A 12,747-nucleotide genomic window follows, 5' to 3' on the forward strand; every position below is an offset into this window, starting at 1 on the left:
GATGTTCGTTCTTTCAAATATTATTTTTGGAAGAACGAGCATTTTTCCAAAAGATTCTTACATTTGCAACCCGAATGAGCACGGGATGTAGCGCAGCTCGGTAGCGTACTTGCATGGGGTGCAAGAGGTCGCAGGTTCAAATCCTGTCATCCCGACAAAAGCCTGGTCAGAAATGATCGGGCTTTTTCGTTTAGATAATGCAGGAGGTCGCAGGCCTGGGCGCCCCGGTTCAAATCCTGTCATACTTACATTAATTATCAGGCTTTTAAGTGCAATAATTTAGGAGCCTGTATTTGTTTGCGTACTTGATAATATACTCACCAAATATCTTTCAGTAGTCTTAAGGATTCCAGCCCTTTTGAATTAAATTTCAGAGTTTGCAGCTCAGCCTATTTCACAAATTAACACCAAACATGTTTGAACAAACTTTTAAGAATATAGATGATATCCTGCATAAGGATGCAGGTTGTGGTAGTGAACTGGATTATGTGGAGCAAACCTCCTGGGTATTGTTTTTAAAGTACCTGGATGATTTAGAAAACGACAAGAAAACAGCTGCAGAGCTTTCTGGCAAAGAATATAAAAATATTATTGCGCCTGAATTTCAGTGGACGATTTGGGCTGCTCCGAAAGATGAAAATGGCAAACTTGACCATCATAAGGCACTCACAGGAGATGATCTCAAAGATTTTGTTGATCTTCAATTATTTCCCTATTTCAAAAAATTTAAGGTGGATGCAGAAAGTGCGGATACGATTGAATACAAGATTGGCGAGATTTTTAGCGAGCTGAAAAACCGGATGCAAAGCGGGTACAATTTGCGTGAAGTGATTAACCGCATTGATGAGCTTCGTTTCAGGACACATGCTGAAAAGCATGAAATGAGCCATTTGTATGAGGACAAAATAAAAAATATGGGCAATGCGGGGCGCAACGGCGGTGAGTATTACACGCCAAGACCGCTCATTAAAACCATTGTAAAAGTGGTAGCTCCCGAAATTGGAGACAAAATTTATGATGGCGCAGTAGGAAGCGCGGGTTTTCTGGTTGAGGCTTATGACTATTTAAGACATAGTAAAAACCTTACGACCAAAGATGTTGAAACTTTACAAAAGCATTCTTTTTACGGTAAGGAGAAAAAATCATTGGCCTATATCATTGGTACAATGAATATGATTCTGCACGGTGTGGAAGCGCCCAATATTGTGCATACAAACACGTTGGCAGAAAACATTGCGGACATACAGGAGAAAGACCGCTACAATGTAGTACTGGCCAATCCGCCGTTTGGAGGGAAAGAACGTGCCGAAGTACAGCAGAATTTCCCGATCAAAACCGGTGAAACGGCTTCTCTCTTTTTACAGCATTTTATCAAAATATTAAAAGCAGGAGGAAAAGCGGGTGTTGTAATCAAAAACACTTTTTTGAGCAATACGGATAATGCTTCTGTGAGTATAAGAAAACTGTTACTTGAAAGCTGCAACCTGCATACGGTACTGGATTTGCCAGGAGGAACTTTTACAGGAGCCGGGGTAAAAACGGTTGTGCTATTCTTTGAAAAAGGAGCACCAACACGTAATGTTTGGTTTTATCAATTGAACCTGGACAGAAACCTGGGCAAGACCAATGCGTTGAACGAAAAAGACCTCGCTGATTTTGTTAAATTACAAAAACTTTCCCTGAGCGGAGTCGAAGCGGCGGAAAGTGAAAACTCCTGGAGCATTGACGTGACTTCTTTGGACGGGACTTACGATTTAAGTGCTAAGAACCCCAATAAAAAAGAAGAGGTAGCATTACGGAGGCCACAAGATATCCTGGAAGAAATGAGAGCGCTGGATGAAGAAAGTGCTGATATTTTGAGAGGTATCATGGATTTAGTATAGATTAAACTAAAGGAGTATATAAATTTCAAAAAACACGCACGATGGAAATAACGACAATCACCCAGTTAAACAAAACATTTGAGGAATCGGCTTACGAGCAGGATGGAGTTGAATATTGGCTCGCCAGGGAATTACAGGAATTATTGGGTTATGCTGATTGGAGAAATTTCGTGAATGCGATTGATAAAGCGAAGGAAAGTTGTAAAACTGCCTCTGAGAACGTTTCGGACCATTTCGTTGACGTCACCAAAATGGTTTCTATTGGTTCTGGTGCGGAACGAAAACAGGAGGACATGATGCTTACTCGATATGCATGTTACCTGATCGCTCAGAATGGCGACCCAAAAAAAGTGCAGGTCGCTTTTGCACAGAGCTATTTTGCTATACAAACCCGTAAGCAGGAACTACTGGAAGAGCGCATCCGGTTGATGGAGCGCTTACAGGCCAGAGAGAAACTTGCTGCCACCGAAACAGAATTATCCAAAAATATTTTTGAAAGAGGCGTTGACAATAAGGGCTTTGCGAATATAAGAAGCAAGGGTGACGGCGCATTGTTTGGAGGCTACAACACCAGCGCCATGAAACGTAAACTGGGCATTGCCGAAAACATACCGTTAGCAGATTTTTTACCAACCATTACGATCTCTGCCAAACAACTGGCTACGGAGATTACTAATTTTAATGTAAACAAAAAGAACCTGAAAGGAGAAACCCGAATTTCAGGAGAACATGTAAAGAACAACAGCGACATTAGGCAATTATTGGGCAAAAGTGGTATCAAACCAGAAGAATTACCCGCCGAAGAAGACATAAAAAAACTGGAACGCCGCGTAAAATCAAACGACAAAGCATTAATAAAGAACAAATTAAATCTTCCTCAGAAAAATGATGATTGATGTAAAAGAAGGTTGGGAGGTAAAGAAGTTGGGAGAGATATGTGAGTTTGGTAATGGGTTATGGACTGGTAAAAAACCTCCTTTTCAAAAAGTTGGTGTAATAAGAAACACAAATTTTACAAAGGATGGCAAGTTAGATGATACTGACATTGTTTATCTCGAAGTCGAGAAATCTCAGTTCTTAAAACGTAAATTAAGATATGGAGACATTATACTTGAAAAATCTGGTGGTGGCCCAAAACAACCAGTAGGTAGAGTTATATTTTTTGATAAGGAGCAAGGAGACTTTTCATTTAGTAATTTCACTTCGATAATAAGGATCGTCAATTCCGAAAAAGTTGATTTTTCTTATTTACATCGATTTTTATTTTTCTCATATATTTCAGGTGCAACTGAAAAAATGCAAAGTCATTCGACAGGTATAAGAAACCTAAAATTTGATGACTATAAAGATATCAATATCCCCCTTCCTCCCCTCCCCGAACAACAACGCATCGTTTCCATTTTAGATGAAGCCTTTGCCGCCATAGCCCAGGCAAAAGCCAATGCTAAAAAAAACCTTAAAAATGCTAAGGAGCTTTTTGAGAGTTATTTGCAGGGAGTGTTTGAGGGTAAAGGTGAGGGTTGGGAGGAAAAGACGCTGAAAGAAATATCATTAGAATTTGCAAGAGGCAAGTCTAAGCATCGACCAAGAGGTGATGCATCTTTACTCGATGGTGAATATCCTTTAATACAAACAGGAGATGTCAGCAATTCAGACCATTGGATAAATTCCCATTCTCAGACTTATAATGAAAAAGGACTGGCACAAAGTAAGCTTTGGCCAAAAGGAACAGTCTGCATAGCTATTGTCGGATCTAATGTGGCTGAAACAGCAATACTAAATTTCGAGGCCTGTTTTCCAGACAGTGTTATAGGAATTGTGGTGAATCCTAAAAAGGCCAATAATGAATATGTTGATTATCTTTTGCAATTTTTCAAAGCCTATTTAAAAGAGAAAGGAAAAGGCACTGCCAGGGATAATATCAATTTGGCAACATTCGAATTTCAAAAATTCCCCTTCCCAAATGTTGAAACTCAGATCCAAATAGTTAGTAGATTTAATTTACTTTCAACCGAAACTCAAAAGCTAGAATCCATTTATAAAAAGAAAATTGCAGATTTGGAGGAGTTGAAGAAGAGTTTGTTGGAGAAGGCGTTTAAGGGGGAGTTAGGAACTCAAGTGACGGCGGTAAAAGTTATTGAACACCCTGCGAAGATTGCTACTATTTCGGCAAAGGAACTACAAGCCGGTATTGTAGCCTTCGCATTGCAGCGACATTTAGAGCAAAACAAAGCAAATACTTTTAAACACGTTAAGGCAGAAAAGATCGTCCATTTAGTTGAGCAGGTTCTGAATATTGATTTGGATCGTAATCCCGTGAAAGACGCAGCCGGACCAAACGACTTTCCTCATGCCAAGCGTGTAGAGTTCAGAGCACAGAAAGCCGGATATTTTTACGTTAAAAAAGGTGATAATGGTTACGAATATACCGCAGGAAGTGAGATTCAGTCCGTTATAAGCAAGACAGAAATAGCGCTGCACGCTAAGGTCGACAAATTAACATGGCTGGTCGATTTGTTAGTCCCCATGAATACCCAACAGGCAGAAATTGTTGCAACGGTCTATGCTGCCTGGAACAATTTATTGCTGGATAAGAAATTTGTTGATGACGAAGCTATTGTGACCGAAGCCCGCGAGAACTGGCATCCTGATAAGCTGAAAATAGAAAGAAGTAAATTTTTCAATGCGATCACCTGGATGAAGAGTAACGGCCTCATTCCCAAGGGTACTGGCAAAAGAGTATTGGCAAAACCAGCTAAATAACAAACACATGGACGATCAGCAACTGGTAGATCTGATAAATGAATTGGTGAAACAGCCACATGAAAGTGAATGGGTGGAGTTTAAGCTCAATTTTCATTCCCCGGAAGAAATTGGAGAGCGAATCTCCGCACTTTCCAATGGTGCCTGTATTCATAATCAGCCGTTTGGCTACTTGATATTTGGTGTAGAGGACAAATCGCATCTTATAAAAGGTACGACCTTCAAGGTTAAATCTCACAAAAAAGGAACTGAGGAGTTAGAACACTGGCTTGCTACCCGCTTAAATCCAAGAATAGATTTCGGTGTTTATGAATTTGATTATGATGATGCCAGACATATTTCCTTATTCGTTATCCCTGCTGCGAAAGTACAACCCGTTGAGTTTCTACATTATTCATATGTCAGAGTGGGTAGCATTACCCGAAAATTGAATGAATTCCCCGAGAAGCAAGCCAAAATCTGGAAAAAGGAAACTGTCCCTTTTGAAAAGGAAATTGCAAAGGATAATCTTACGGCTTCGGATATTACCAAGTTTTTAAGTACAGAGACTTATTTTGATTTGATAAAATTGCCATATCCATCTACGCAACAGGGTGTGATAGATAAATTTGTAGAAGAGGGTCTGGTGGTCAGAAATAAAGGCTATGCCATTACTAAGTTGGGCGCGTTATTGTTTGCCAAGCAATTAAAAGATTTTGAAAGTGTCGAGCGGAAGTCAGTACGAGTAATAGTTTATAAAGGGAAAAACAAAGTAGAAACTGAAAGAGAGCAAATTGGGGCAAGAGGCTATGCCATTGGTTTTGAAGGCTTAGTGGTTTGGATCAATAGTCAACTCCCTGCTAATGAGGAAATAGGTAAAGCTTTAAGGACGGAATCGAGAATGTATCCTGAAATCGCGATACGTGAATTGGTTGCAAATGCTTTGATTCATCAGGATTTGACTGAAAAAGGATTCCCCATGGTAGAGATATTTACTGACAGAATAGAAATTTCTAATCCTGGTACGCCCCTAGTAACTCCGGAACGTTTCATTGATGCTTATTTGTCACGAAATGAAAAACTGGCGGACATTATGCGTAGGATGGGTTTTTGCGAAGAAAAAGGCAGTGGTTTAGATAAAGTGATCTTTTATAATGAATTGTATCAGTTGCCTCCGATTAATGTGATTGTAGCTGAAAACAGAACAAGAGTAACCATCTATAGTTACAAGAGCCTCAATGATTTGGACAAAAGAGAGAAAGTAAGAGCTTGTTATCAACATGCATGTTTGAAATATGTTTCAAATGAAAAAATGACTAATCAATCCCTTAGGGAGAGATTTAAGATTGACGATCATAATTATTCCATTGCGTCAAGAATTATCAAAGATGCTTTGATGGAAGGAATGATCAAAGAAGATGATCCTGAAAGTAAATCGAGAAAGTATGCGTCTTACACTCCGTTTTGGGCATAAAAATTCTTATGTGATGGTTATGTGACAGAATAGAGCTGCGAACGCTATAACTAATTGATTATCAGCATATTCTTATGTGATGGTTATGTGATGGCCAATGACTAGATTTTAATTAAATACTTGACTATCAGTTGTTTAATATATAATAACTATGTAATAACTACTGAAAATCTTATTTGATCGTTATTTGACTACGAGAATCTAAAAAGAAGTTAAGTTCCTTACATTCAGATATTTATTATTTGATGGTTATTTGATTGACTAAAATGATCATCACTCGTCTAGAAAGGAAAATTTTGCTAGAAACAGCAAAACTCAATGGAAAAGCAACCAATGTAACACCCTCGATCTCAACAATATGAACGAAGCAGAAACCAGGGCAGAACTGATTGATCCTAAGTTACAAGCATGTGGCTGGGGCGTAGTGGAAGGTTCGAAAATTCTTCGTGAACGAAACGCGCAGATCACGGCCGGAAAAATCCAGACCGGCGGTGGCAGGACCAAGCCAATGATTGCGGATTACATATTGGTGTACAAGGGTATCAAACTGGCCGTCATTGAAGCAAAAAGCGATGCGTTATCTGTTGGTGAAGGTGTAGCCCAAGCCAAACTTTACGCAGAAAAATTAAATCTGGAAACGACTTATTCCACCAACGGAAAAGAGATTTACAGCATGTGCCTGAAAACGGGCATAGAGGGGTTGGTTGAGAACTATCTTACTCCGGATGAACTTTGGAATAAGACGTTTCCAATCGAAAACGTATGGAGAGACAAGTTTAATGACGTTCCGTTTGAAGATGTTGGCGGTACAAAAGGAGCAAGATATTATCAGGAAATAGCTGTTAATAATACTTTGGAAGCAGTGGCAAATATTGAAGATAGAATTCTTCTAACATTAGCCACAGGTACCGGAAAAACATTTATATCCTTTCAAATTGCCTGGAAATTATTTCAGACACGCTGGAATTTAAGGAGAGACGGCAGTCGGAGACCAAGAATCTTGTTTTTAGCAGACCGTAATATTCTGGCAAATCAGGCATTCAACGCTTTTTCAGCATTTCCGGAGGATGCTTTGGTACGCATTAGCCCCAAGGAAATAAGTAAAAAAGGAAGTGTCCCGACCAACGGCAGTATCTTCTTTACGATTTTCCAAACCTTCATGAGCGGTACAGACAAAGAAGGACAGCCTGCACCCTACTTTGGCGCATATCCGCCCGATTATTTTGATTTTATTATTATAGATGAGTGTCACCGCGGTGGCGCAAACGATGAAGGAAACTGGCGGGATATTCTGGAATATTTTTCGCCAGCAGTTCAGTTGGGTTTAACAGCCACTCCAAAACGGAAAGACAACGTTGATACCTACAAATATTTCGGAGAACCGGTTTACATCTATTCTCTCAAAGAAGGAATTAACGACGGTTTTCTGACACCCTTTAAAGTAAAACGTGTACAGACTACTCTTGACGATTATTTATACACAAGCGACGACCAGATCATCGAAGGAGAAATTGAGGAAGGGAAATTATACAAAGAATCGGACTTCAATAAAATTATTGAGATAAAGGAAAGAGAAGATAAGCGGGTACGTGTATACATGGACGAAGCCAATCAGAAAGAAAAGGCAATTATATTTTGTGCCACGCAGGAACACGCTGCTGCCGTTCGGGATTTGGTTAATCAGTATAAGAAAAGCAAAGATCCGCACTATTGTGTCCGGGTTACTGCTAACGATGGCGAAATTGGAGAACAGTTTTTAAGAGAATTCCAGGATAATGAAAAAACAATTCCCACAATTCTCACGACTTCTCAGAAACTTTCAACCGGAGTAGATGCAAGAAATATCCGTAATATCGTTTTGATGCGTCCGGTCAATTCCATGATTGAGTTTAAACAAATCGTAGGGCGTGGAACCCGCCTATTTGATGGGAAAGAGTTTTTTACCATTTACGATTTTGTAAACGCCTACCAACACTTTGCAGATCCTGAATGGGATGGCGAGCCATTGGAACCTGAGCCGCCAAGAGAAAAGCCCATAACACCGCCAGTTGATCCTGATAAGGAAAAAGAGGATGATGAAGAAACGTCGAGAGAGAAACGTCAAAAGGTAAAAGTGAAATTGAAAGATGGAAAAGAAAGAGAAATTCAGCACATGATCGCGACTTCGTTCTGGAATGCAGACGGACGCCCGATTTCATCGGAAGAATTTTTAAATAATCTATTTGGAGCCTTACCAGATTTCTTTCAAAACGAACCTGAATTACGAACAATATGGAGTAATCCGCTGACAAGGAAAACGTTGCTTGAAAAATTGGAAGAAGCCGGTTTCGGCAAAGACGAACTTTCAACTTTACAGAAATTGATTGACGCTGAGAAAAGCGATTTGTTTGATGTTTTAGAATATGTGTTTAATAGCGAAATCAAACCCATGACCAGGGAGGCGAGAGTTGCAGCAACACAGGCTACGATTTTTGCATTGCTGAACGACAAACAAAAGGAGTTCATTGAATTTGTATTAAGCAAATATGTTGAAAGTGGATTTGAAGAGCTTGGCCAGGAAAAGTTACCTATTTTACTGACTAACAAATACCAATCTCTGGAAGATGCTAAGGAGATTTTGGGGGATGTTGCTAATATTAGTTCTTTGTTTATTGAGTTTCAAAGGCATTTGTATGGGCAGAAGGTGGCATGATGCATTTTATAGTATTTACTAAGAGAAAAGTCTATCAATAGTTTGTTAAAAATATTAGGCTTATGCAGAAAACTTCAATCAAACTGATTTCCTTATTCGGTTCGGCGAACGAATACGCAAATCAGTTTGATAAAAAAACGGAATTACCTCTGTCCGAGACCGCATGCAATGAACACTTCCATCTCGTCTGAAATTGCTCCCATCCCCCTCCCTAATCCAGCATCACCATGGCTTTGATCACCCCGGTGGCAGGGTCGAGCCAGCTTGAAAAGTGGTTTTTTACATCCTCAAAACTCACACGGTGTGTAATATAGGTAGTGGGGTCAATCAGGCCGGCTTTCATGCTGTTTATCACCTTTTCAAAATCCTGCCGGGTGGCATTGCGGCTACTCATCAGGGTAGCTTCTTTTTTGTGAAAGTCGGGATGCGAAAAACTTATGTCCCCCTTCTGAAGCCCGATTAACACATATCGCCCGCCGTGCGCGAGGTATTGAAAGGCGTTGTTGATGGCCTTTAAATTACCTGTGGCATCTATGACCACCGTAGGCATATCGCCCTGTGTTAATTCCGAAAGCCGCTCGTGTACATTTTCGGTGAGGCCGTTGATTGTATGAGGCACTTTGATCTTATCCCGGCAAAAACCCAACCGGGCATCATCGATGTCCAGGGCAATGACCTTCGCACCTGCAATGCGGGCAAATTCCATGGTGCCCAGCCCTATTGGCCCCGCTCCCACCACCAGGACGGTGTCGTTGGGCGTTACCCCGGCCCTTTCAATACCATGTGCGCCGATAGCCAACGGTTCAATCAATGCGAGTTCATCGAAACTCAGGCCATCACCATGTACCAGTGCATACGATGGCACGGACACATATTCAGCCATTCCGCCGTCGATATGCACGCCAAATACGCTGATTTCCGTACAACAATTAGGCTTACCCGCCCGGCATGCTACACATTTACCGCAATTGAAATAAGGAGTAAAGGTTACGACCTCCCCCACTGAAAAGCCTGGAGCACCATCCGTTTCAACGATTTCACCCGAAAGCTCGTGCCCCAGAATCCGTGGGTAGTTGAAATAAGGCTGTGTACCTTCAAACGCATGCAGATCCGTTCCGCAGATGCCGATCCTTCTGATTTTTATGATGGTGTACCCGGGCGCTAAAACTGGCTTTTCGGCTTCTTCGTAAACAATTTCCCCAGGATGGGTACAAACTAATGTATTCATATTTAATTCAAAATAATTTCTTTGACCCGGAACGTTCCCAAAAGGCTGATCTTATACTTTGTTGAAAACCTTTTAGACGTATATCCAGTTCGTTACAGCCTTTTTATTTTGATATAAAGTTTCATAAAGAAATATTGCTCTGCGTAAGGCATTAGGGCTTAGCGGCCAGTATCGTATATTTTTTCCCCTTCACGGTTTTGAATTGATTGATGTAGCCCGAGTTCGTTTTTTCTGACTTCGAAACAGCTCCGGCAACGGTAACCGGTGCACTGGTTTTGATGGTGCACAATTGGCCATTCAATGAGGTAATCACTGAACGATCCAGTTTCCCGTCTTTCCAGATGATGTCAACCTCAAATCCTGCACGTGCTCTGAGCCCGGTGATCCGGCCGTATTTCCATGCTGCGGGTAGGGCCGGCAATAGATGGATCTCGTTCAGGTGGCTCTGAATCAACATCTCCGACATGCCTGCCGTTCCTGCAAAGTTTCCATCAATCTGGAAGGGGGGATGTGCGTCAAAAAAGTTGGGGTAAGTACCTCCACTTCTAGAAAAACCCTTGCCCTCGTTGGTGTATTTCATAAGCTGGCGAATGAGTGTGTAAGCATGGTCACCATCGAGTAGCCTGGCCCAGAAATTGATTTTCCATCCTTTACTCCATCCGGTGCCGGCATCTCCGCGCACTTCCAGTGTCCTTCTGGCCGCCTGAAAAAACGCCGGTGTTTGCTGTGAAATCTGACGACCGGGATGAAGGCCAAACAAGTGCGAGACATGACGGTGCAATGTGTCCGTCTCCTCAAAGTCCTGATACCACTCCTGGATCCTGCCCCTGCTGTCTATTTTCAAAGGATAAAGCTTTTCACGTTTTTCAGTGAGCATCTTCTTAAACTCCTGATCGGTTCCAAGTATATCGGCCGCTTCGATCAGGTTCGAAAAGAGGTCATGAATAATGGAAATATCCATTGTAGTTGCGATGGATACAGCTGCCTCACCTCCCTTTGGATCTTTGAATTTATTTTCAGGTGATGTGGACGGAGCGGTCACCAGAAAGCCGTCTTTGTCTTCGACCAGCCAATCCAATGAAAAAAGCGCAGCCTCTTTCATGACCGGGTAGGCCTTTTCTTTGAGAAACGTTTTGTCTCCTGTAAAACTATAGTGTTCCCACAAATGCTGGCACAACCAGTTGGCACCCATGTACCAGTTTGCCCACAATGGATCGCCGTCCCCCACATTTCCCACCGGATTGGATTGTCCCCAGATATCCGCATTGTGATGCGCCACCCAGCCTTTTGCTCCATAAAATTCCCTGGCCGTTGTTTTTCCAGTTTGCGAAAGGTCCTTAATCCAGGAAAGTAAAGGTTGGTGCATTTCCGACAAATTGGTCACCTCTGCCGGCCAATAATTCATCTGTGTGTTGATGTTGATGGTGTAATTGGAGCTCCATGGGGGCCGCATCTCTTTGTTCCAGATGCCCTGCAGGTTGGCCGGCGGACCAGCCGGAACACCTGGCAAGGCTGCTCGGGAGGACGAAATCAGCAGATAACGCCCATACTGGTAGTAAAGCGTTTCCAGGCCCGGATCATAATCACCCCTAGAATAAGCCATAAGTCGCTCATCTGACGGTAGTTGAACATTTACATTCTGTTTTGTGCTATCCGCAATTTCAAAATGAACACGGTTGAAATACCTGTGAAAATCAGCCAGGTGTCGCTTCATGATGACCGGATAGCCTTTAGCGACGGCTTTGTCCAGATAACCCTTGGCCAATAATTTTTCGTCTTTACCGTCTTTATCAGGACATTTGTCGAAGCCGTTGAAACTGGAGGCTGCCGACAGGTAGACCAATACTTCGGTGGCACCGGTAATGTGAATGCCGGCAGTATCTGTTGAAATAGTCCCGCCTTTGTTCACTGCTTTCATCCTGAACTGGAAACGTGGGCCGTTACATCCGTTCGGATCTTCATAGATAATTGGCTGCTGCCCCTTAGGGTTGTAATAATTGGGATTGACATGTGCGGGTGCTTTTCCGTTGACCACCAATTCTTTCGTGGCAGTAGCTTCCAGCTTATACCGCAGCTTACTGGTCGCCGAGACGGTCAGGTTCAGCTGATTCGGTTTCGAAGCGGATATCCGTATGACCATGATATTGTCTGGCGCAGACGCAATGATCTCCCTTTTGTAGTCCACGCCGCCCACAGTAAAGCGTGTGGTTGCCATGGAATTGGCAATGTCCAGATCACGATAATATTGCGTCGGCTTTTCCTGTTTGAAATCCTGAGTAATTTTCAAATCGCCCATGGGCATATAGGATTCTGTATAGAGCCCCTGCATTTTTTTTAGCAATTCATTCGCTTTCTGGTAGTCCCCATTTTTCAGGAGAGCTTCCCGGGCCTGTGGCAGGTAGGATGCCGACGCCGGATTTACATTTGTTTTTACAGGGCCACCAGACCAGAGTGTACTTTCATTGAGCTGTAAAAGCTCCTGCTCCACTCCCCCGAATATCATGGCACCTATATGGCCGTTTCCAACAGGCAAGGCCTCCACCCACTGGGTGGCCGGCTTTTTATACCACAACTTCAGCCCCGATGCGTTTTGACCCAAGGCGTTCACGCCCAGCATGGAAAATAATGCTGCGGCGAGTAAACTTCTAACAGAATTTTTCATAACCATCATTACGGTTGTGTCTCCGTTTTGAGGCGAAGACACAACCAGTCCAAATTTCAAAATCTC

7 protein-coding genes and 1 tRNA gene are annotated in these 12,747 nt (G+C 42.2%); 6 read left to right on the forward strand and 2 right to left on the reverse strand.

The window, feature by feature from the left end; genetic code table 11:
- Positions 1 to 81 precede the first annotated feature (81 nt).
- From DYADSP32_RS15350 to hsdR, 6 genes are all read left to right on the forward strand, one after another.
- Positions 82 to 155 (forward strand) — tRNA-Pro (locus tag DYADSP32_RS15350).
- Positions 156 to 413: 258 nt separating this feature from the next.
- Positions 414 to 1,883, forward strand: coding sequence for a class I SAM-dependent DNA methyltransferase (locus DYADSP32_RS15355; protein WP_149241915.1), 1,470 nt, complete (start codon positions 414 to 416; stop codon positions 1,881 to 1,883).
- Between the two features lie 41 nt (positions 1,884 to 1,924).
- A complete protein-coding gene (gene dinD, locus DYADSP32_RS15360; RefSeq protein WP_149241914.1) occupies positions 1,925 to 2,779 on the forward strand; it encodes a DNA damage-inducible protein D in 855 nt (284 codons plus the stop codon).
- Positions 2,769 to 4,646: a restriction endonuclease subunit S gene (locus DYADSP32_RS15365; RefSeq protein WP_414617804.1), complete on the forward strand. Its 1,878-nt coding sequence runs from the start codon at positions 2,769 to 2,771 to the stop codon at positions 4,644 to 4,646. Before dinD ends, DYADSP32_RS15365 begins: the two co-directional genes overlap by 11 nt.
- A 7-nt stretch (positions 4,647 to 4,653) precedes the next feature.
- Positions 4,654 to 6,099, forward strand: coding sequence for an ATP-binding protein (locus DYADSP32_RS15370; RefSeq protein ID WP_149241913.1), 1,446 nt, complete (start codon positions 4,654 to 4,656; stop codon positions 6,097 to 6,099).
- A 358-nt stretch (positions 6,100 to 6,457) separates the two neighbouring features.
- Positions 6,458 to 8,791: an EcoAI/FtnUII family type I restriction enzme subunit R gene (gene hsdR / locus DYADSP32_RS15375; RefSeq protein WP_149241912.1), complete on the forward strand. Its 2,334-nt coding sequence runs from the start codon at positions 6,458 to 6,460 to the stop codon at positions 8,789 to 8,791.
- 211 nt (positions 8,792 to 9,002) lie between these two features.
- On the opposite strand, the gene DYADSP32_RS15380 is transcribed toward hsdR, so the two are convergent.
- Both DYADSP32_RS15380 and DYADSP32_RS15385 read right to left on the reverse strand, forming a co-directional pair.
- Positions 9,003 to 10,019 (reverse strand): zinc-binding alcohol dehydrogenase family protein, encoded by a 1,017-nt coding sequence (locus DYADSP32_RS15380; protein ID WP_149241911.1) that lies wholly within the window; start codon positions 10,017 to 10,019, stop codon positions 9,003 to 9,005.
- A 151-nt stretch (positions 10,020 to 10,170) separates the two neighbouring features.
- On the reverse strand, positions 10,171 to 12,681 hold the full coding sequence (locus tag DYADSP32_RS15385; protein ID WP_414617805.1) for a glycosyl hydrolase family 95 catalytic domain-containing protein: 2,511 nt from the start codon (positions 12,679 to 12,681) through the stop codon (positions 10,171 to 10,173).
- Positions 12,682 to 12,747: the final 66 nt, after the last annotated feature.

It is taken from the genome of Dyadobacter sp. 32, assembly GCF_902506755.1.
In the GTDB taxonomy this organism is placed as follows: domain Bacteria; phylum Bacteroidota; class Bacteroidia; order Cytophagales; family Spirosomataceae; genus Dyadobacter.